Origin of the sequence: Streptomyces sp. NPDC002265, from assembly GCF_040296125.1 — a bacterium.
Classification (GTDB): Bacteria; Actinomycetota; Actinomycetes; order Streptomycetales; family Streptomycetaceae; genus Streptomyces.
The window spans coordinates 53,375-76,264 of the sequence record NZ_JBEOWS010000006.1 but is presented as its reverse complement, the minus strand read 5'-3'; the positions used below and the strand labels follow the sequence as shown (position 1 = coordinate 76,264).

Genomic DNA, 22,890 nt, shown 5'->3' with positions numbered 1-22,890 from the left:
TTCCTATCCCACCCCACCGTCCAACCCCCCTAGCACAACCCCCCCCCGCGGGGTTCTGATGCTGTTGGGGGTGACAGGGTCAACCTGTCACCCGAACCTGCATCAGACCCGTCTTGGCGGGGCCTCGCGCCCTTTGCCGTAGCTATGATGGATCTCAGCCAGATCCACCTGGCATCTCTGATGCCCGGCGCTCGCAAGGCTCAGGACTCGAGGGCCAGGCAGAGCCCAATTCCATACCGTTCGCATAACCGCGAACCGCATCACGGAGAGCCTCTGCCGTCTTCCTAGCAGCGGCTCTGCGGGCCTGCGCGGCCCTGTCCAGGTCAGCAGTCCCGTCATCACAGCTGTCCATTTACATTCTTTCGCATCTTGATGCAGAAATGCTGAGTACCGTATCGCCAGCAACCCGGAACCGGATTCCAGACCATCGTCATCGCAGGAACCCGTCTGCATGCCTGCTCAGTCGTCATGACAGTTTGACCCAGAGTCGGCATGCAGGCTCGACCCGCCTTCCCAACTCGTTGGGCTCCGGCCCACACGCTCGCCGCCAGCCTAGGCATCCAAATGGTCTTGGTCCGCGCCGGCAAGCAGGCCAAACAGACGGCGGTGGGGCTCGGCATCCATCCCGTCACGTTGTCGAAGTGGTTGCGGCAAGACGACATCGACAACGGGCGGCGACCGGGAACGCCCTCGAGCGAATCTGCTGAGTTGCGGGCCGCTCGCCGGCGGATCCATGAGCTGGAAACCAAGCTGGCGATCGTCCAGACCCCCCGCCTGAGCCGGCATATGGCTGTGTACGTCACCCGTACACAGCCAGCCGGAGCACAGCATCCGCATCGCGCTGGTCTTCAACCAGCCGGCCGCGCGAACAATTGGCGGCTGTTGGTCAAGGTGTCGCCGACCATGCTGCGTCTTCACCAACGGCCCAAATCTCAAGTGCCGCCGCAGAATCGGCCAGTCGGCTGCAAGTTCTTGGACACTGCTCGCCGCCAGGCCCATGGCTGCCACCCTCCCCTGAACGCTGGTTGCATGCCGCGGAAATGACTCGCTGTGAAGGACAGCACGTTTTTTCTTATATGCAGATGTTGATCACTTGCCCACCGATGTCAAGCCTGATGGTTTGTTTTAGTACATCCACGGTCTCCTTGACGAACTTCACCGCGTCGTCGAACCCGGCAGCATACCCTTCGACTCTGACGAACAACTCCGGTGTTTCGCCCGGCAGCGCAGCTTTAAGGTCGTCCTTCAAAACCTTAACCGCAACCTTGCGCTGATCCGCAAATTCAGCTGTGCCATACTTCGCCAGCGCGCCCGCCTCAAGTACAAACGTGTGGCGCTCCGTATCCGGACGCAATGCCTGTTCCATTGCGGGTTTCGCAGGTTCCGCAGTGGTGACGTGGTGCGGTGTCTCCTGGACCGGTGGTGAGGCATCGCGTCCGATGGTGAGAGCGTCGGGCGACATCGATCCGCGTGGGGTCTCGAGAAATGCGGTTGTGGGTCGCGGAGAAGAAGCCTCGAGGTCTTCAGTGGCCGGACGATTGCGTGTGGACGTCTCGGAGGGTTCGAGGACGACGTGGTTCGGATTGCCCGGCAGATACACCGCGGGACGGTCCGGGTGCTGAAGTGCGGTCTGGTACTCGTAGAGACGGAAGACGTCCATACGGTCCAGGCCGGGAATTATCTCCATCGCCTTATCGGCCGCGTCATTGACCAAGGATTCAATGCTGGCGATCGACAGCTTGTGATCCGGTACGAGATCCCGGTCCTCTTCGAGAACCACAAGATTGAGAGCGTGCAAGAAGTCCCACAGATCCTTCAGGCGGGAAACCAGCTGCTCGTCAGACGACGCTGCCGGGATGTCCTCTTGCTGCTTGCCCTTGCCCACAGCCGGCACTTCGGCGCGGGCCACAGCCACCGCGGCCGTCACCTGACGCAGACGGTCACGGTATTCCTCCTCCGCCTCCCCCTGCCCCAGGACCGGGCGGTAATCCAGCGCCCGCCACACGAGACCGGATGCCGCCGCATACTGCGCGCCGGCAAACTCATCCGTCCAGTTCCGGGAACGCGCCCACTCGATCAACCATGCATCGTCAACCGCAACGTCCCCCGCACCCGCGGCATCCTCCCGCGCCAGGCCGCCCGGACGGCTCGGACCGCTCTCGGCAATCCCCACCCGGGTACCGGACTCGCCGACAACAGCCGACGGAATCTCACGCGACGCGCCCTGCCTCCCGAATCCCTCAACCGGTCGCCCGTCAACACTCGGAGAATACAAATATCCACGGGTCGCACGCCCCACCAAAGTAGCGTAGTCATCGTAGACAGCCTGGGCCGTCTTCTGCCCGGGAAGATGCGGCACCAATGCATCATACAGGTTACCGGGAATTTCATCCTCGAGAAGACGGCGATAGAAATTGTATGACGCCGCGATATCGGCCCGCACCGCCGTCGAACCCGGCACGAACGGAAAACCACGATCCCGGTGGTCATTCGTCACCGCGATGGAAGCAACATCCATCAAATAAGCATCGAAAAGATCCGTGACATCCTGAGTGGTCGCACCGAACGTCCCCCCTTCCATCCGGATCACCCTGGCCATCTCGATAACGGTACGCCTGTACACACCGAAATAGTGGCCACCCATCGAAGCCGCATACACATGCTCGGCCTGAGACCCCGCAGACGCCGTCATCGTCCTCGTTGCGACGCCCGGCACGAAAACCGGCGTATTTTGATAATGCTGGTCCCTAGCAGCGCCATTCATATTCCGCGGCAGGGGGTGCGCGCCGAATTCGTGCGCAACCATTCCCGCAAGATAACCCAAGCTGTACCGCTCGAAATAATACGCCGCAAGCGTGATCTGCGGCCCCTCGGGGCTCGGTATGATTTCCGCCGGAGAATCGGCAAGCCGCTTCTCCAGGATAATCCGCGTAGGACGTCCTGCCAGATATTGCTGGATGTCCTGATGCGACGAAAGAATCGACGCCAACGCGGCAGCCTTGCCTACGAACATCTGGTCATGCGTCGAAAGATTCGCAAAGAAGAAATTCCCCACGGGCAGCCCGCGAGTCGGAACCACACCAGTCGACGACCCCGACGACGACGCCGACGACGACCCAGATGTCAACCAATTCGGCCAAGGCGCCCCCGCCAGCATCCGCGGAACCGGCACCCCACGATGAGCATAAGCAACATGATCCGCCCGCTCACGCACACCCATCCGACCCCACACGGCCCCGGAAACACGTCCCTCAGCCAGCGAACGAGCCGCCTCGAACTCCGCATCATCCAGGCGCGCCCCCTCACCCATCCCCCGCAACGCCCGATCCACCGCAGACCGCAGATCAGACTCATACGAAACCCCACCACCCACAACCCCAACGGGTTCGTGCACTTCAACGGTGGCCTCTGACAGTCGACTCGGGCCCGCGTTGCTCAGGGCGTGTGGCTCGGTGGGGGCACGACCGAGCGTCTGCTGCGCCAATGGCCATGGCGTAATGGACCACAAGGCGAGGACTTCATCACGCTGTTCGCGTGAAAGAGGGAGGAGGTTCAGCAGTCTCAGCAGGCTGGTGGTCGACTCGGGCGAGTCGCTTTCGTAAAGGCGCCATTCCCGGTCCGCGGAGTCGTGGAAGGTGCTCGTGATGGACTGTTGCAAGTCACGATGAGAACCCGGTGCTTCAATCACGTCACTGGCAAGAAGCCCTGGGTTGGCTGCTACACGAAATGCCAAGTCAGCCATTGCTTGCAATAGCGTTACAAGAACTTGCTTGACCTGAGGGTTGAGGCTTTCGTCGGGCACCCGAAATTCGAGATGATCTTTGAGAGTGCCATGAACCGATTCAAAATTTATCAGCTTGTTGTGATGGAAATCCGTCCGAATCTGTGGGAGGTTCACATATCCGGGTGCTGGCTGCGTCAGAGGTGATGCGGCTCGGTATCCACGGTGCCCCGTCCTCGACCAAGGATTCGTGCCCAGTCGGAACAAGACATCCTGATGCGTTTGAACGATGTTGATGAATGCCTGGTGTACGGCTACGGAGGTCCCGAAATCTGCAATGTCCAGGTGTATGTGCCCACCAGTCAGCGTGTCGACGCGGCCACCGTACCGCTGAATAGTGCCAATGACTTCGGCAATCTGGTCCCATGTCTCCGAACTTGTCCTCAGAATAGGGCTGACGATCTCGAACATCGCCGTGTCGCGTTCAAAGCTCCAAGCATCAGATGCTTCGCGGTACCCTCTGTTGTATGCGGTGTGGTAGTCGCCGACCTGCTGATCGTTCGTGAAACCTCTGGAGCGGAGCTCCTCCAACATCGCAAAGGCCGGGCCGTCCTCCCGTTCCCCCATTTCTTCCTGTAGCGCAATAAGATTATCCAGGGGATCATCATTGTTTTCCGGAACGTCAAGTCCAAATACTTGGAGACGCCGAACCGCTTCTTCCCATGCTTCGGGTGTGTCTATGCTGCTCGCATTCTCCGTCACCGTTTCGATGAGTTTCAATGATTCTCGAACGGATTCATCACGGGCGTGAAATTCAATTTCCAGCCCGAATCTGCGATTCATCCACGGAGGAAGATCGCTTTGGTTCGGAATCGACGTGCGGAGCAACGGGGACAGCCCTTGTGCACCGCGCGCGGCAACCAGCTCTGTTACTCGAACGATGTCCTGGTGGGTTGTCTGCACCAGCGCCGGCGCACCACCAAGCACCCGCGCGAGTTCGGGCGGCAGCAAAGCAGACATGGCAAGTGCGAGATCTGCTGCCGATTCCCGGGCCGCTGCCAGATCCTCTGGATCTGCGTCCTCCAGGTGGGCCGTGACGAAGTGCACCGCTTGCCAGGCTGCCGGCAGTGTCTCCAACCGCATGCCCTCGCCCCGGTAGGCCAGCGGCATGGACCCGTAATACTGCTGAACGATCCGAGTCGCCTCGTCGAAAAAGGGGGAATCGGCGCGGCTCTTGCCTCGGTCCAGGCGATGCTGCAGGGCGGTGACATCGAAAGTACGTGCACCGGGTGCGAGTCGCACGCTGAGTTCGGTATCGGGGCGCCGGACAGACTCCACCCAGCGGACCGGTTCCACACTGGCTACGGGAACGGTGCGAGTTTCGAGCAATCGACGGATTTCATCAGCGAAGGTCAGGCGCAGGGAATTGATTACCTGCTCAGTGAGATTCCGGACCTCTCTGCGGGACAAGGATGCCGTTGCCTGTAGATTCCTGATTTGCGGCAGAACATCGAAGCAAACTTTGGTTGCCGTCACCTGGACTGCAGAGCCTGAGGATACGCCACTGGGAGAGGTCATTCGAGCTGTCTCTTTCGTTTCTGTGAGATGAATCAATGGTGCACGGTCGCTCGAGACCTCAGTCCTCGCGAACCGCAATCGAAATGACGCCGATCGAATGCAGCGATTCCAAGTATTCCCATTCACTGCTGGGACGCAGCCACAGAATTCTGCCGTCGCCGGATGACGTTGGACGCTCCGCCGTTGTGTGAGGCCTGTAATTGATGTCCAGCAGGACAAGTGGGACACCAGCTGTCCAAGGCGCCCGGAGATTCAAGGGGTCGGCACGATCAGAGGTCAGGGCAGACTTCTCATACTCATTGCACTCAACCAGCCCGAACTGCACGTTGAGGAGCGCCTGAATCCTGACTTGCATGGCGAGACCGTGCTCCACCCGCCGTGCTCGACGTTCTTCTGGGGTACCTAGTTCTCCGTAACCTGGCACTAGCGTGTCCATCAAGTCGATGGCTTCGTCGGCATATGTTCTCCGTCTCCATCCGCTATGCACCATCTCCAGGCGGAACAATGTCCCATCCGCTCGAGTCGGTGGTTCGAGTAGACGCATATCGTCCGGATTTGCGACGGTCGCGCGAGCCATCAGGAGTCCTAAAAGTAGACGGGGGCCCCGGCATCGGTTGGCACCAAAAGGCGATTTTATGTTTGGGTTCCACGTTTCCCGGCATATGTCAACCGCGAAGTGCCCGCATTCCTTTCACTTGGCACGTTCGGGCAAAGTGGTTGTCGATTTGCAATTCGCCTCAACGAACGGAACTGCACGCGACGTGATGCCCACTTTGCTTCCTGCACTTTCCAGACAAGATCGGACTATCAGTCGCAATTCGGCGGATGGAGCACGATGCTGCCCCAACCACTCAGGTTTCGGCGAGGCCGCCGTTGTCCGCTTCGGAGCATGTCCCGAAGCCGCAGCACACTCGTAGTCGAGGTTCCCACCCGCCTGGCCGGCTTCCGCATCGACCAGTACGTGGTGCGATCCGCCGCCTCTTCCGGCCGGGTATCGGTGATGGCGCAGTAGACACCGGGACGTGGTTCGTCGGACAGCCAGTAGAATCGGAGGCTTCGAGGAATCCGGTCCGCCACCAGGCAACGAGCCCGCGATCGATGCCCGGGCGCGCGACCATCACCGTCTATCTGGGCCGGTTGGTGCCTGCCATCGGAGCGCCGCTGCTTTTACCTGCGGGCCGGGCTCCATCCCAGGACACCATGCAGATCAGCACCCAGATTCAGGTCACAGAAGCCGCCCCTCACCCGGTCGGGCAGTATCGTCGCCGTCGCCTTGAGCGATCGTGCTTTCGGACCGATCAGTTGGCCATGGGGGTCCATGTCGATCGAGGCGATCAGATCATGATCAGCGAATACCGGCCGCGGCACTGACTGGGCTCTGTGATGGTCGAACCACGTGATGGTGCTTCCCGTGTTGACGGCCCACAGCACCTGATCCCCCAAGAAGACCACGGCACGTGCCCCCGATGTTGTCAAGATGTCCTTCTCCAACGCCACGGCCTGGCCGGCAATCGGAGGATCCCAGACGCGTACCGCTGGGCGGACCTGGGGGCTGAATTGCTCAAGCAGAGCATCCGCGCTGTCCGGCACGGTCGTGGCAAAGTCAGTGCTGGTCACGGGGTCGCGTGGGTCGTGCAGTGTTCCCGACCCTGCGGAGGCGTACGGTGCTGGGATCTCCGCCGAGTTCGGCAACGTCGGCAGCACCCTTTCGGCGGAAGAAGCCGCTTCAGAGGTCGCCGTTTTGTCCAGCCCGCTGTACTGGTCCGGCCCCGTCCGCGAAATCGGCTGGCGCTCGTTCCACCAGGTGTCGAAGAGATCGGCGACACTGGCCGCCCTACTCCACTGGGTCAGCGCCTGGTACAGAACCTTGATCGGCTCCTCGTTCAATCGAGCTTCGATCCAACCCCGATCAAGGGCACCGGTATCGGCAATACGCGGAGCCTCCTCGACAAGACCCGCGAACTTTTCCTCCAACCGGACCCGCAGTCCGTTGGCCATGGCATCACTGGTATCAGCCATCCTCGCGATGACCGTCCCATTGCCTCCGGACGTGGAAACCGAAGCGTGAGGAGTAGAGCCGAGGTACCGGTCGAGATGGGTTTCCAGCCCGGAAATCCAGTTGTCCAAGGGTTTCCGCGTGAAGGAGTCCAGTAGTTTCTGCATCATCTGCGCCGCTTGCGCAGATTCAGCAGACTGGTTCACCATCGGACTCACGAGCCGGCTGTGGAACTGATGCCAAAGGTCTGTGCTAAGTTGCCGGCGGCGCTGTAGGATGCCGAGATCACTCAGCGTAGGGAAGTCATTTGCCCCGCGAAGTTCCCGGATTTCCCATGCACGGTGCTGGTGCACCTGCTCCAGAACTTCTCTGATCCCGCTCCGGAGCGGCTCATTGAAGGGGTGCTGCTCGATCTCCGAAATGGCGATGTTCACCGGCGAATACGGGTTGCGGAAGTCGTTCACAGCCTTCGACTCGTAGATCCCGGCCAGCGTCTTCGCTTGGCTCCGGCTTTCGATCTGCCTTTTCGTCCAGTTGGCGAAGCGTCTCTGCAGTTCCTCAGGATCGTGGCCGGTGGTACGGACCATTTGAGCGGCGCGATTCTTTTCTTCTTCGAGTGCCTTGGCCAGCGCTTCGTGGTCGACTCTGTATCGACCGGCCGTGCGGCCTGCCCGGCGGACAAGCTCCTCCAGATCAGTGGGATTTGGATGGGCTACGCTCTCATTTTGGAGAGCCTGCCAGTACCGCGACCACGCGTCCAGGCGTATGCCGGCACCAAGAGGAGGCATCTGCTGGCCATTCGCGGTGAATTCAAGTTCCTTCGCCCACAAGTCTGGATCGATTTTCAGGGCCCGCAACACGTCCAGGCCGCTGGCGGCCCTCTGGTCGCTGAATTGCGGCGCCTCTATATCCAGAGCGATCTCGTCCGGGAAAGACCCAACGTTGTCCCGCAACTGCTTCTCTGTAAGGGGGTAGAGGTAGCGGTATCGGCTCCAGCCGTCGAGATAGCGGAAGCCGAAAGCCCCATTGTGTGCCTCGTCGAAGATGTGCGCAGCTCGCATCAGTTCATGCAGTGTGTGCTGCCGAGTCACGAGCATGTGCCCCATCAGGGCCAGCCTGAGCTCGGGGAAATCAAACTCGTACCCGAACCGCTGCTGCAGCCGCCATGCCGTTTCCAGGGTCAGCGCCAAAGCGCCGGAGGTTCCCCTACCGACCAACCCCCCCGTCCTGTTGCCGTCCCGGTGCAATGCGGAATCGAGAGGCAGGTCTTTCTCGTCCCGGGAAGTCCCCGGCCGGTGTCCGCTCCATTCGCGGTCATCGTAAAAGGGCGTCTTCCAGTTGACGTATTCCCAGTATGGATCGTGCGTGATTTTTGCGGCGTTCCGTTCGGCAGTGCTGAGCGGGGGTTGTATGGAATTGATCGAGTACGTCGACCAGGCGGCACGCAGCGGCACCGTGCGGTGTGCGTCGCGCTCCTCCTCTTCTTTGTGCTCATTCGCAATATCCGGGAAATCGCGATAACGGGGAAGTTGTGTCACGACATTCCGCAGCGCGCGATTGAAGACGGCTTCCAGGAGCATCGTGGACAACTCGCGGATGTTACCCGAGTGAACCACTCTGCTCAGGTCACCCAGGTTGGTCCCCACGGCGCCGCTGTAGGGAAGTTCGGTACCGAGGAGGGCAAGGTTCTCGGGATCGTGCGTTCCAATGGTTCGCCAGATTCCCTTGACCACGTCCTGAACAGCTTTCAGCGCTTTCGGACGACCAATCAGGTACCAGCCCAAGTTCTTTTCGAACTGGGCGGCCGCTCTCCTATATTTGATGCGCTTTACATCTTCTGGCCGCGCATCAATTTCCGGCTTGAACTGTACGTAGACGGCCGCGGTCCGCTCACCCTGACCACCCGAGCGCGAAGAAATAGAGAAATCGCCGAGTTCGATGCCGGTCGTGATCCTGGGAGAGGAGATCGCCCTCGCGAGTGCTCTTTCGAGGACTTCCCTTGTGGCGTCGGCGCGTGCTTGTCCGGTATTTTCTGCCCGATTGATGCTGAACGTGCGGCCGTGGCCGTATCCCACGATTTCGACGCGAGGCAGGGGCCGTCCCTCTTGCCAATTCCTCTCGGCGATGTCGAAGATGTGAGAGGCCAGTCCGTTGATCTGGGCGATCTGGTCAGGCGGCACGCTTTTGACGGTTTCCGGAAAGGAAATCGTGTACTTTCGCCATTTTCCGGCCCCGGTCTTGTCCTTCTTTCGCAGATTCTTCGCATTTGTGGCACCATTTGATGTCGTCGCTTGCGCGGCCACTTCGCGGTCCGGCTGGAACGGGCCGTCTGGCTCCGGGCCTTCCCCTGTTTGCCAGAATCCGGCATCGGCAGCGTCCAGGTCGGCGCGTTGCACCGCAGGGAAGCGTCCTTCTTCCGGGGAACCGCTGGTCGCCCGCCACAAGCCGCTGCCCGAGGGCTCCACGGTTCGCTCCACCTCGTTGCCGACCGGCGACGGGGCGCCTCCCGGCAATCGCGGCGGTTCCTTTTCCATCACGATCGCGGCGATGTCCGCGGCCAAGTCCCTGGCAGGCCTCTTCGCGGCTGCGGGGCCCCGCAGCTTGACCAGCGTCTGCAACGCCTTCCGGACCTCACGGGAGTCGGTCTCCCATGGCACCTGCCTCAGCTGCACGTTGACCCAGTGCAACAAGTCGTCCTCGAACGACAGAACGTGGCTCCCGCTTCCATCAGGAGCGGCCGCGTCCTCACCAGGGGGCACGTGGCCCTGAGTGTTCCGTGGGGGGTGGACAACCGGGTTGTCGGACTCCGCAGCCGAGTGGGCGCGCCGGTCGTCTTCGCCGATGCGGCCTTGCTCCTGCGTCCGTATGCCATCGAGTGCGTGGCGCCCGCCCGCTGCCGAAGCGATGGGCGCGCCGGCGTCGAAGTCCGCGTGGGGCATGCCCGTCCGGAGCCGGTCCGGCTCAGGACCCAGCAACCTGATCGCCAACAGATCGGCCTGAGCATCCGTCGCCGACTCGGTGAAGGCGGGGCCCCGCTCCTCCGCCAGCGCCCGGGACGCCTCATCGACCGCGGCCTGGTCTACGGCCTTCTGCCCGAGTGCCTGCAGCCGCAGGTTCACAGCGTGGAGCAGTTCCGCGTCGTGCGGCGCCTCCCGCGGGTCATCGTTCGCCACAGGATCGTCCACCGCGGAGCCTGCCTGCGACGGCACGGCTTCGGAGAGCGGCGCGCCGGGGGTCCGCTGTGCCTGTTCAAGGTGTGGCTGCTCGTCGAAGTACGCGGCCAGGACTGCCAGCCGCTCGAGCGGATGAGGCAACGGTGTCACCTCTCGCGCGACATCGGGCGCCACCTCGAAACAGACTGTGGAAAGCTCGGCCATATCACTGCATCCTCACTGCTCGAGACTTGCCCACCCGAGGTCTGCGAAATCTCACGGCCTCGTTGCAAGGTGGCACTGATGGCGTCCTGCACCATCGATATTGCACGACGGTTCGCCCGAATCGCGACACAATACGGTGCCGGACAAGCGGCCCCGGGTCGAGAGGCCGAATGTAAGCCCCATCGAGCAATTCGGGTGCCATTTAGGGCAGCATCACCGTGCCATGTCTTGCGTGGACACACCAGTTGCGTATGCGCTCGAGGAGCGGAAGCGAAGCCGCGCACAGCCAACATCCAAGCCGGTGTCGGCAGTTCGGCGTCGGTCGGCCGCGGTGATGGGCTTCGGCTTCGAGACCGGCGTGGGTTTCGTCAACGCCACTGGGAAACCCATCGCTCGAACGACAGGCATGGTCGTTCGGTGCGTGTCGTCGATTTCCGAATTGATCCGGGCACCTCATCGTGAGCGTCTTACTACTTATAAGATGCCTGTTGCTTTGTGTGCATCCTCTACCCAAGGAAGCGCCCATTCGCGCTTCCTGCCTGTCCGTGGTTTACCAGTTCACAGGAGACGAAGTGCCGCCCCAACCCAAGCCGCAGGACCCGCCACTGCTGGACGGAGCGTCGTCGCGCTTCGCTGACGCGTTCATCCGGCGCACGACACAAGCCCGCGAAAACGGAAACCGAGGCGTTCGTCCGTGGGCGTGGGCCGCCGGCGCGACCGCGCTCACCGCGTGCATCCTGCTCATCGTGTTCGCCGTCACGAAGTTTCCTTCCGGCTCCGACGACAAGGGCAAGGCCGCCGCGTCCAGCGCAGTCTCGCCGGGCACGCACAGCTCGCCACAGCCCGGCGGTCCTCACGGCTCCCCGTCCGCTTCGGCCCGGCCGTACGGTGCCAAAGACGGTGCCGGCTCTCCGGCAAACGGAGGCGGTCAGCAGGCCGGCGACAGTGGAGTCAAGAGCAACGGCAACAACGAGGCCACGGCCACGCAGAGCACGCCCGCCAACGGCACGAACGCTGCCGCCGGATCCGACAGCGCAGCCAGGCGCGTGCAGACGACCGGCTCGACACCGAGCACGCGGGTCGCAACGTACCCGGGTGTCGCCGTCTTCAGCCACGCCAGCGGCCGCTGTGTAGCGGCCACTGGGGCTGCCAATGGCAAGGCCACGAGCGGGACCCGCCTGGAGATCTGGGACTGCGTCGGCGGTTCGTGGGAGAAGATCGACTTCCGTTCCGACGGCACCGCGCGCATGTTCGGCCTGTGCGTGAGCATCGCCGGGGCCTCCCAGAACGACGGCGCAGCCATACAACTCGCCACGTGCAACGGCAGCTGGGCCCAGCGGTTCAACCTGAACGACGCGCACGACCTGGTGAACACCACGATCGGCAAGTGCGTCGATGTCGTCGACAACGGCACCGCCAACGGCACCAAGCTCCAACTGTGGACGTGCTTCGGCACCGACAACCAAAAGTGGAGCAAGCGCTAGACGCCACCCGACGGGTGGGGAGCGTCAGCCGACGTCGGCGCTCCCTTCCGGGCTGCCCCCGGCCTCTCCTGCCGGGCTGTACCCGGCCCCGTCAACGACCTCTCTCCGTCTCACGGAACCCACCGGATCGGAACAGGCACATGAATCTCGACGACACTCTTGGCATCAAGAGGTTTGTGGACAACGCCCGGCAACTCCAGCAGGATCTCGTCCAGGCCAGGCAGGAGATGAGCGCGGTGACCGTACAGGGGACTGCCGGCGGCGGCGCGGTGAAGGCGACGGTGGACGGCCGGGGCGCTCTGGAAGGGCTGGTCATCTCGCCGGTCGTGGCCGATCCGGGCAATGTCCGGGGCTTGGCCGACATGATCGTGTCCGCTGTCCAGAATGCCCATCAGACCCTGATGGACCGCCATGAGCAACGACTCGCCCCCGTGCTGGACTCCCTCCGCTCTGAGCTTCGGGACATATCCGGCTGACACAAGCTCCCGGGCGCCGGGGCCGCGGTACGGTTCCTCACCGTCTCCGCGGCCCCGGCGCCTTCCTGTGGAGCAGCCGTCACCCGACGTGCCCGAGCGGTGCGCCGAAGGTGAGGCCGCAGAACCTGTCCGCTCCCGCTTCGGCGAGCAGCTGCGGGTCCGCGTTGATCACCCTGGATTGCGGGTCCAGGTCGATGGACATCACCACCCCCGACGCGGTCTGCGGGGCCTGCACCTGCCCCAGTGCCGTGGGCTCGTACCACTTGACCGTACCGCCGGAATTCAGCGCCCACATCTTCTTGTCCGGCAGTATCACGAGTGAACGGGCGCCCGTGCCGGCGGCCAGCAGCCTGCTTTGCAGGTTCTCCACCCCCTGGTCGACCGGACCTGGCCACACGGTCGTGGCGAGCGCGAGACGCTTGCGATACCCGAGCCCCCGCCTCGTGGGCATCACCGCCGGTGCGCCACCCTCCTCGTCTCGCCCGGTGGTGCCCACGGCCGAGACGGTGTTCGGCGTCTCCTCGAGGGTGGACATCACCGGCGTGATCGGTTCGCCGACCTGCTCGCCGATTCGCAAGGCGGCCTCCGAGAGCCACTGCCGCACCTGGTCGGGTTCGGCACTGGTCCGGATCGTGTTGCCCAGGTAGCGCCCAGGCTGGCCGGTGAGTTCCCACTGCTGCGCACCGTGGTTGTACGAAAGTTCGCCACTGACGCGCGCGGGAGGAACGGCGGTTGTACCGGCTCCGCGCACTTTGGCCGCGCCGGTCGCGGGTCCCTGCTCGTCGATCGCGGCCTTCAGCTGTTCCAGCGTCGCGTTTTCGTCGACCTGCCGCATCCTGTGCCACAGGCCGTCGAGGTCATCATCGGCCGTTGCGGGCACATCCTGCTCACGCCCGATGCTGATCTTGCCGTCGTCGTCGACGGCGAACAGCCATATGCCCTGCCGCGAGGTCGGCGTGAAGTCCTCCAGCCGGAACCACACGGGGTTGTCGTGTACTCGGGCGGCTGCGAAGTCGCGTTGGGAGGCCAGTCGTGACGCCTCAGCCCTGGCCTGCGCCTCACCTTCAGCAAGGAGCACCCGGGTGATACGGGCCAGATCACTCGACTGCTGATTACGCAGCGCTTGTACCCCCGCGTCCGTCCCTATGCGCGGTGCCGTCGTCTCCTGCCAGATCCCAAAAGCCCTGATCACGTCATGGGGATCGAGTCCGCGCAGCGACGGCTGCGTATACACGGCCTCAGCCACGGCTGCGTACAGATAGGCCTCGGACTCCGTCTCGGGCCGCTTACCCCTCTGGATCATCGTCTTCCGCTGAGCTTCCACCGCGGACGCGACCGGGTCGTACGGCACTGTGTCGCTGAGCCGCGGGACCGCAGCCAGATAGGCATCCGCCTGCCGGTAGACGATCACCGGGTGCGGGTCGGATTCGTCGTTGCGGAAGAGCTGGTAAGAACCGTCTTCCTGGACGACGATCAGGCTCCTGCGGTGCTCGCTGCCAAGGCTTCGTGCGGTCAGTGAGGCTGCCGCCTCGGCTGTCCTGTCGTCCCATCGGTGAGCCCTGTCAAGGGTCAGCCGGAGAACGGCCTCCCGCAGGTTCGGCTCGTCTGCGAGCCGGGCGAGCAGCGCTTCCGGCAGCCGTCCTCCGGCGCGGGTGATCTGCTCGCGCAGTTCCGGGTCCGCGCTGAACAGGGCAGGGATCTCTTCCTCCAGGTCGCCAACGCGGAAGACCGCACCCGGATCGATCCGCAGGCCGCTCGGCAGCTGCGATCTCCTGGCGACCTTTGTCGCCAGTTCACCGGGGTCGCCCGGGAAGCCACCGGCCTGCCAGACAGCGGCGTAGAAGCCATTCCCCTCGACTGCGGGCTGGTGCAGGTCGAACACATGGCGGGTGGTGTCGGGGAACGTCACGTCGAGGATGCGATGGTCAGTGGCCGTGTCGAAGGCCCACTCGCCACCTTCGGCCGCGCTCTGCGGCTGCCACGGCGCGGTGGAGTACGCCGGGTGCACCGCGGCGTCCTCGGCAGGCTGCCACACGCCCGACGATGCCGGCTGCTTGCCCTTGCTCTTCGGGGCCTCCGCCTCGGTCTTCACCTCGGCCTTCGGGGCTTCCGGCGCCGCGAAAGTCACTGGCCCCGGCTTCTCGACACCTGTGGGGCGCACTTGGTACCAGCGGGTGAGCCGGTCGGCGCCCCTGCGCACTTCGGCCAGCTGTGCGGCCAGGCTTTCGGCCCGTTCCTTTAGGTCCTGCAGCTGACCAGAAGTCTCCTCAAGACGTGCCTGTACGGCGTCCCGCTCACGGCTCGCTTCGGTGAGTGCACCGTTCGCGGCTGCCAGCCTCGCCTGTGCCTCCTCAAGCAGGCGGCGCTGCTCCGCTTCCCATCCGTCATGGGCGGGCTCGGCATCGCGCAGATCAGCGCGAGCTTGATCGACAGCTGCTGCCTCCCGCTCCGCGGTGACGGTGAACTCGGCCACACGGGCTGCGTGACGGGACAGCTCGGCGTGCAGGTTCGCACTCTCCGCCGCGCGCAGAAGGCCCATGTACGCCTTGTCGGCGTCGGTCCACGCCTTGTCCGCCTGGCCGACGGCGTCCCACGCCTCGGACACCTCGGCAGGGAAGTTGACGTCAGTGATCAGTCCCCACTCGCGCGCGAGGCCTTCCTCGACGAACCCCACCACCCAGGTCGTTGTTTCGAGTATCTGAGGATCCCGCGTCACATTGCCGAAGGCGCTGCGGATCCACCGCGCCGGACGGTTGTCCTTGAGGTGGTTGTAGACCTGACCGACGCTCAGCCACTGCCAGGGCACGGCGACGAAGAACCCGCGCTTGTTCTCGCCAGGGTTCACGCTCACCGAGGTCAGGTCCTGACGGGCCAGGTTCGCGGCCACGGAGTCACTCACCTGAACGCCAGGTAGGCCGCCCAGTTGGATCGTCCCGGCCGCCGATGTGACAGCCGGTCCGGCGTCCAACGTGCGATCCGCCGCACCGCTGCGGCCGTAGGACGAGCTGTTGGCGTTCACGCCCTGCCTCAACGCATCGAATTGCACGCCGTCCGCAACCCCCAGCAGCAGGGCCCCGGAGAAGTCCGGCCTGGAGTAGAGGGTGAGGTGCCCGTCTGCGCCGCCAAGGCCGCGATGGCTCAACTGCGGTGTCTCAAGGCCGCCCGGTTGCAGGGACTTGTGCAGATACCCCATCAGGGCCAGGCTCGATGTTGCCTCCTTCAGGCTCTGCGCCGCACCCGTGCCCGGCCGGGTGAGTGGTGTGTCCTTCGCCCGAGCCAGCAGGGCGTCGTCAATGGGGCCGTGTGCCGGTAGCGACAACGACGTGTCGTAGGCGATGCCCACGGCCAGGGCGTTGGCCTTATCCAGGTCCTCGGAACCCAAAATGCCGCGGGGGACGAAACCCGACTCGGGCATGACGAGCGGCTTGGGCATGTCGTCGCCGGGGAGCCGAACCAGGTTCCATGTACCGTCCCGCAGCGCCTGTAGTGCATGGCCGGCCGGGCGGGGACCGGTGAACTTGGGAAGCGGAGGCGGCGCCAGCACGTCTTCTCGCGAGGGCTGGGCACCGGGCAACATCAGGCTGAGCGGGAAGTGCTCGGTCAGGCGGCGTGACCTCACGACCGAGACCGGCGTGCCGCCGGCGACCTCCAGTTCGAGACGGATCCGGAACGGCGTGGTGTATTCGCCGTATGCCTGCGTCGTCGCCAGCACCTGTGCCCGAACGCCACCGGTGGTCATCGTCCGGACGGCCGACTGTACCGATGTACCCGCATGGGAGTAGCTTGATGCGGCCGTTCCGGCGATGGCGCTCCCGGTTGCCGCAACCACGGAAGTCGCAAGGCCGATCGTCGCGCCCGAGGAGCGACTGTGGGTCCCCTGAACGGTCTCCTTCGCCTCACGGTAGGTCACCAGGCTCACACTGTGGCCCAGGCCGTCAAACGTCCCGGCTACGCCTTCCGTCGCGTCCTCGGGGAGGAACCGGATCCACAGTCGTACTTTTCGATCACCGACCCACATCTCCAAGGACTCCGAGCCCCAGCGGCCGATACGCGCCGGCATCGAGACACCGGTGGCCTTCGCCGCCTTGCCCATGGCGAGCACCATGCGGTCCGACGCAAACGCCCGCAGCTGTGCCCGGTGCTCTTCAGTCAGTCCGAGCCGCCCAAGCTGCCGTTCGAAGTCGGCCAGGGGCTCAGCCATGTCGAGGGCGTTGACCGGCCAGCTGGTCCCGGCGGACTCTGCCGCCCACGGGTTGGGCACCCAGTTTTCTCTCGTGTACCGCGGCAGATCACCGAAATGGTTTTCCACCACCCGGTTCTTGTAGGCCTCCGGCTCGGAAATCTGGCCCCACCAGCCGTTCTCGACCACCATCGTGCGCCCGGCCGACCCTCCGGACAGGGATCTGGGAACGAAGGGTGCCCCCTGCGCCCATCGACCGATGCTGGTGGCATCCACTGCGAGCCTGTATTCCAGGGGTGCGGCAAGCAGGAAGTGCGGCCGGCTGTCCACGCGGTTGACTTCCTCGTAGATCTCCCGCCGGACAGTCCTGGCCTGGGAGTCGTCGAGAACATACGGGCTGGCGACCAGCGAGTGGTTTCCGACAGGGCCGACAGCGGTGTAAGACCGCGAGTAGGTCACCTGGCCGCCGGTAAAGACGCTGCGTGTCCCATTGGTTCGTCCGGCGGCCATGCCGTAGCTGCCGACGGCCGCGCTGACCACCATGTTCGTCGCCGGGGTGACGACGGTCGGCGGACCGACGACGGAGGTCTTGAGCGCGAACTTCACGTTCCAGGACGGCAGCGGCGTCGCGGGTACCTGCATCCACGTCCGGAATCCGCTCGGTGCGGAGGTCTCATCGAAGTTCCCGGTCAGCGTCGCGGCCTCGAAATACCGCAGAGCCGAAGTCAACTCCGGCGCGGGATCCTTCGTCAGCCTCCAAAAACCACCGGAAGCCTCGCGAAGCACTTCGCGCAGGACGGCGGTCAGTTCGCCGGCGCCCCTGAGGGCGATCGCCTGGAAGGGATATCCGGAAAACGCCGATCGATTCTGCTGTTGCAGCGTGCCCAGTGCCAGGGCACGAGCATCCTGCGGGGACATAGCCGTCACCCGCGGCAGGCTTTCCGTGAACGTAACGGTCTCGAGGGGCCTGTGCTCCACGGGGACGCTCAGGAGCACCTCGCCAATACCCGATGTGTGCGGATCAAGGGCTGTGCGGGGGTCCGGTTGCCCGGTCAGGGTGGTTGACGGCAGTTCGGAGACGAGGAGCCGGGCGAAAGGAAATATCTGGCCCACCATGTGGCGGATCTCGCGGTAACCACCCATTTCGGCGCTGAGGGCAAGGTCATAGCGATACAGATCCACGCCGCTGCCGGTGGACTTCCTCTCGACGGCGGCGGCTATGGCGTGGCCGTTGGCGACCCCCGCACTCACACCGAAGCGCACACCAGCAGAAACCGTGCCGGCCTGCAGCGGCCCGCCCCCCATGCCAGGAGCCGGGTCACGCAGTGACAGCACTGCCTCGACTCCGGCCTGGGCGGAGACTGCGGCACTTTGCTGACCGCTCACGCTCGTGGAGACCGGCGTGCTGTAGCTGTTGCGCTGGTTCGACTGGCTGCCCTCGTAACGGCGTCCGGTAAGGCTGGCACGCACTCGCAAGTAGACCGCCGTCCGCCGAAGCCTGCCGGGGCCGACGAGCGCGATTTCGACACCGGTGGTCGACATGGTGCCCAGGTTCGCCATAACACTGTGGTACTGCAGTTGGTCGTCCACCTGCTGCCGGTTGTACAGGCCGGTCATGTACTCGTCGGTGCTGGTCCATCGTGGGTGGTGCGGGTGGAGCTGGTGGTCCAAGGCAATCGGGACGGTCCCGGCAACCCTCCTCAACAACGCGTCGCGGAATTCGTCGAGGACGGTCACCGCGTGCCGGTTCGCGCCTTGACGCGAGAAAGCGCCACCGGGGAAGGTGATCTCCTCCACACGGCTCATGCCGAGCATCGGCGGTTCGTTCTCGGTGAGATAAAGCGGCGGCAGCGGCGCCTCACGACCCGAGTTGGGCACGGTCTCGGCGCCACGAAGAGCCCGGTTACGGGCCTCGGGAACCGTCATCTGCTCCAACGACCACGTCCAGAACTCCTCGGTGGCGGGAGTCCTGGGCAGGCTCTTCAGCAGTACCGTCCGACCCAACGCATCGAGCCCCGGGCCGGGCCGCTCCGGCGTCCTGCGGGGCGGCGTGGTGACGATGACCTTCTTGGGCACCAAATACAGCGCCGTCGCAACGTCCTTGGTCTCCGCCCGGTACTTGGACGACCCGGCAACCTCCCATCCGGCGTCCGTCTCCTGGTCCAAGCGGCCGGAACCGCTGACCCCCAGCGTGCCCCGTATGTTGATAGCGCCGTCCCCAAGGCCGAGCCCATCGAAGCCAGGACCAGCCGAGACACCAAGACCGACGCTGAACCCGCTGGTGATCGTGCGCCCGTTGGGCATCTTTGCGTGGACGGAGGTGGCCATGCTCGCGTTCTTCGCCACACTGACGAGTACGGCGGTGCCGGACTCGACGCGCACCGAGAACATCCCCGCCGGATCGGTACCCCTGCGTCCGCCGTACAAGCCCTCTGTCAACACGCGGCCTGTGTTCAACAGGTCACTCAGCCGATGGAAGTTCTCGGTGGAGAAGAAGTCGCGGATCTGCGCGGCGGCCACGGAATCCTGCGCCCCTCCCGCGTGAGCAAGAGCCCACTCCTGAACGTGGCGCATGGGACCGAACCCCACGGTGCGCGCCATCCGAGGCAACCACTGTTCCAGGCTCAGCGTCGCGGGCGCGCTGTCCTCATCCAGCGACTCCGCCGAAGTCAAGGACCGGTCGAGCCGTACCTGGAGTCCGTGGTGGATGCCAAAGCCGAACGTCGTGGGCTGCCGGCGCACATCGTCCTCGGCGATCGGCCTGCCCTCCAAGGTCACGGGGCGCCCCGAACCGTCGAGGACGGTCACCTTGTACCCGACGTCATCCTGGACCAGTTCCCCGTCCGGGGCACCGATCTGCCCCTCGATCTCGTTCCTCTTCTGCAGGTCGTACCCGGTCCGCTTGCCAAGCTTGACCATGGTGGAGATCCGGGCGTGCCACATGACCGCGGCGCTGATGAGCCCCAGAGGCAGCGAAGGCGCGATCCCCGAGGAAGTCGCGTTCGTCACCGTCCGGCCGCTGGTGCTGGCCAGCTGCCGCATACTGTCGACCTTCTCCAGGCTCCCCAGGCCGAATCGGTATTTCCGCCAGTTCCCGTACACCTGCAGTCTGAGCAGCAGCTGCCGCTTCTCCCCGTCGGCGGTCCGGTAGTCGAACCGCACCCCGTCAGTGAAGAGCGCTTGCGGATCGCCCCGCAAAGCGCCGCCGATCTTCTGGAGCAGACCACCGCCGTCAGGCGTCTCAAGTGCCGCCGGCTCGATGCCCGGGTGCTGACGCAACCGGTCAGCGATGTGCTGCAGCGCCAGGTCGACACCGCGCAGCGTCCGATCGCTGTGCCCGAACGAGATCGATTCCCGTAGCACCTCCGGCGGCAGCTCGGGAAGCAGATCAGCCACACGTCCGCTCATGTAGGGGGGCATCCAGCCCTCGGCGAACCTCACCGGCCGGAGGTTCCCCGGCAACGGCGGCGGGGGCATCCCGGGATCGAGCCTGGGCGGCCGCCGCTGGTCGAGCTGCGTCCCGATCGGCACGTAATCCCGAGTTCCTCGTACGACAGGCGGAACACCAGAGCCCGACGCCTCACCAGCGCCAGCGGGCACCGGCCGCTGAGTCTTACGGAGCGAGGGGCCTTCGGTCTCCCACAGCTCCAAGGCGCCACCGCGTACAGCAGGCCTCTTGCGACCGGCGATGTGCCAGGCCACGTCCCTGGCCCTGGCCCTGGGATCCTGTCGGCCGAAGCCGGGACCACTCGACGCGACCAGTGCGTCATATGCGTCCCGTATCACCCCAGGCGTGGCGATCGGCTTGTCGAGGCCCGCCAGGTGCCCGTTGACCTCCGCAACGAAGGCATCGGAAACCGGGGACGCCGGTGTCAGGTTCCGCGAGGACTCCGCCCCCTGATACGGGCGCATACGCCCGGGGGCGGCTTCGGATTCGGGGAACTCCTGCGCCGCGGGAGGAACCGCGGCGTCGGCGGCATCGCCACCGACAGCAGACGGACGCCGCAGAGCCTGGGCACCGTCGGCCGACGAGCCCCCCGTACGCTCGGGGACGGCGGAATCCCGGCCCCGTGTCTCCTCCAGCCGGACCATGACGAGGAGGGCCTGAATTGCGACCGGCAACTCCAAGTAGCCGCCGCGGGTCTCCTGCTCCAGGTCCCTGTGGACCGCGGACAGCTCAGCGCTCCCGGCAGGTTCCTTCTCATCCCGTCGCAGCAGGGCGTTGACGGCGTGTGCCAGCTCCTCCACCGGACGTGCCAGGGTTTCGGCGACCAGCCGGGCCTTCGCCTGCTCCGACAGCCGCGCGTACCCTGCCCCCTCGTTCACAAGCTGCTGGTGGGCACGCCCGATCTGATCCTCGGAGAAGACGAACTCCGTACGCCGCCTCAGCCGTTCGCGGATCTCGTCGGCAAGACCAAGCTGGCCCGACGGGACCTGCTCAGCCACGACACGGGCCCGTTCCTCCAGCGTCAACCGCGAAAAGGCAGCGCGGTCCTCGGGCGCAAGGTCCTCGTAGGCCCACCGCACCTGGGCACCGGTGACGTACGCGCTCGCGCCCCGCAGCTCGTTGACCTGGCGCAGCAGGGCCCGTTCCTCGGCCACTCGGTCGGCCACAGCCTGACCCCGCGCCTCCAACGGCATCCGGAGGAAGGCGTCCCCATGTTCCCGCACCAAGCCGTAATGGACCTCGTCGACCGTCCGCCGAGCTGCTTCCTCCGCCTCGCGGACCTCGTGGTGGACCTCGTCACGCAACATCTCGACCACACGGTCCAGGCCCCGGTCCTCCAGTATCCGCTTGGCCACCTCGTCGGCCCGGCGCTGGAGGCTCGCCTCCTCGAAGCCCGCTCCGAGATCCCGCCTCAGCTCGCCATAAGCCCCCCGTACCTCGGCGACCTCGGCATCGCCCAAGCCACCCTGCCGGATAGCCCGGACCAAAGATCTCTCTTCCACCACCCGCTCGGCCACCGCGTTCGCCTGCGCGCGCAGGGGCAGACGCACAAAGTCGGCCTGTTCCTTCACGAGCTCCTTTTGGGCATCGGCGATCTCGGTATCGGAAGCGGCGTACGCCCCGCTCTCCTGGAGCCTCCTGAGGACGATCCCGGCCAGTACCTCCGCGACCGGTTCAAGCCCGGCGATGTACCGCGCCACGGCCTGGACCTGCGACGCCCAGGCTTGCTGGGCAAAATCTTCTCGCGCGGCACTCAGATCGTGGTATGCCTCGATGACCCGCGCTGCCGTGGCGGCCTCCTTGCCCAGCTGCAGCACCAGGTGCATGTTGACCTCACCTGGAAGCTCGGCCTGCAGCCGCAGCTCCCGCGGAACCTCCGACTCCGGCATCTGCCGCAACGGGGGCTCGGAGTGCTCCGCGAGGTCAGCGGCTATGCCGGCATCCGACTCCGCGGTGTCGTGGTCGGGGGAGAGGGGCCTGGTGTCGTTGGCCCGCGTGGGCGTCGCGGGGACACGGGCCCTGTGTTCCAGTACCCGCCTGGCCACGGCCAGCGCCTGCTCCACCCAGGCCGGCTCATCGCGCAGCTCCAGGGATACGGCCTCGCCCTCCCGATCCAGAGCAATCCAGGCCCTGTACACCTCGAAGCTGTCAGCGGGATTCCTCCCCGCATCTCGCAGCACCTTGTTGGTGGCGCGGTTCAGGTCCTCCACGGGGCGGGCCAAGGCGTCGGCGACCAGCCGGGCCTGCACCTGCTCCGACAACTGCGTGAACTTCGGCTTCTCTTTCGCGATCTGCTTGCTGATCTCAGCCTCGGTGAAGACGAAGCCGGTGCGCTCCCGCACGTAGTCGCTGACCTCGCCGGCAAAGTCGTGCTCAGCCAGCGGGAACTGCTCAGTCACCACGCGGGTGCGTTCCTCGGTGGTCTGCTGCCAGAAGTCAGCGCCTTGGCCCGCATGCGCCCGGTCCTTATAGACCCACCGCAACCGGTCGCTGCCGACGAAGTCCTTGACCCCACGCGACTTGTTGACCTCGAAGAACGCAGCCCGCTCCTGACCGATCCGATCCGCCACAGCCTGCGCGCGGGCCTCCACCGGCAGCTGCCCGAAAGCGGCGTGCTCCCGCACCAGATC

6 protein-coding genes and 1 pseudogene are annotated in these 22,890 nt (G+C 64.8%); 4 read left to right on the top strand and 3 right to left on the bottom strand.

Annotated features, from left to right (window positions below; translation table 11 throughout):
• Positions 1-564: 564 nt before the first annotated feature.
• A pseudogene (locus ABT085_RS02280) lies at positions 565-765 on the top strand (transposase); the annotation flags it as partial.
• Positions 766-1,072: 307 nt separating this feature from the next.
• Here ABT085_RS02280 and ABT085_RS02275 read toward each other — a convergent pair.
• Positions 1,073-5,257, bottom strand: a complete 4,185-nt coding sequence (locus ABT085_RS02275) for an amidoligase family protein (RefSeq protein WP_351600621.1) — start codon at positions 5,255-5,257, stop codon at positions 1,073-1,075.
• Positions 5,258-6,188: 931 nt separating this feature from the next.
• Here ABT085_RS02275 and ABT085_RS02270 point away from each other — a divergent pair.
• On the top strand, positions 6,189-6,311 hold the full coding sequence (locus tag ABT085_RS02270; RefSeq protein ID WP_274390205.1) for a hypothetical protein: 123 nt from the start codon (positions 6,189-6,191) through the stop codon (positions 6,309-6,311).
• 155 nt (positions 6,312-6,466) lie between these two features.
• Here the strand turns inward: ABT085_RS02270 and ABT085_RS02265 are convergent, their stop codons facing one another.
• A complete protein-coding gene (locus ABT085_RS02265; RefSeq protein WP_351600617.1) occupies positions 6,467-10,672 on the bottom strand; it encodes a hypothetical protein in 4,206 nt (1,401 codons plus the stop codon).
• A gap of 545 nt (positions 10,673-11,217) precedes the next feature.
• Here ABT085_RS02265 and ABT085_RS02260 point away from each other — a divergent pair.
• Positions 11,218-12,156, top strand: coding sequence for a ricin-type beta-trefoil lectin domain protein (locus tag ABT085_RS02260; RefSeq protein ID WP_351600614.1), 939 nt, complete (start codon positions 11,218-11,220; stop codon positions 12,154-12,156).
• A 140-nt stretch (positions 12,157-12,296) separates the two neighbouring features.
• Positions 12,297-12,632 (top strand): YbaB/EbfC family nucleoid-associated protein, encoded by a 336-nt coding sequence (locus tag ABT085_RS02255; protein ID WP_351600611.1) that lies wholly within the window; start codon positions 12,297-12,299, stop codon positions 12,630-12,632.
• 79 nt (positions 12,633-12,711) lie between these two features.
• Here ABT085_RS02255 and ABT085_RS02250 read toward each other — a convergent pair whose 3' ends face one another.
• Positions 12,712-22,884: a hypothetical protein gene (locus ABT085_RS02250; protein WP_351600608.1), complete on the bottom strand. Its 10,173-nt coding sequence runs from the start codon at positions 22,882-22,884 to the stop codon at positions 12,712-12,714.
• Positions 22,885-22,890 lie beyond the last annotated feature (6 nt).

Coding starts and splice junctions, on each gene's coding strand:
- ABT085_RS02255 (WP_351600611.1), top strand. CDS start 12,297: ATGAATCTCGACGACACTCTTGGCATCAAGAGGTTTGTGGACAACGCC.
- ABT085_RS02265 (WP_351600617.1), bottom strand. CDS start 10,672: ATGGCCGAGCTTTCCACAGTCTGTTTCGAGGTGGCGCCCGATGTCGCG.
- ABT085_RS02270 (WP_274390205.1), top strand. CDS start 6,189: ATGTCCCGAAGCCGCAGCACACTCGTAGTCGAGGTTCCCACCCGCCTG.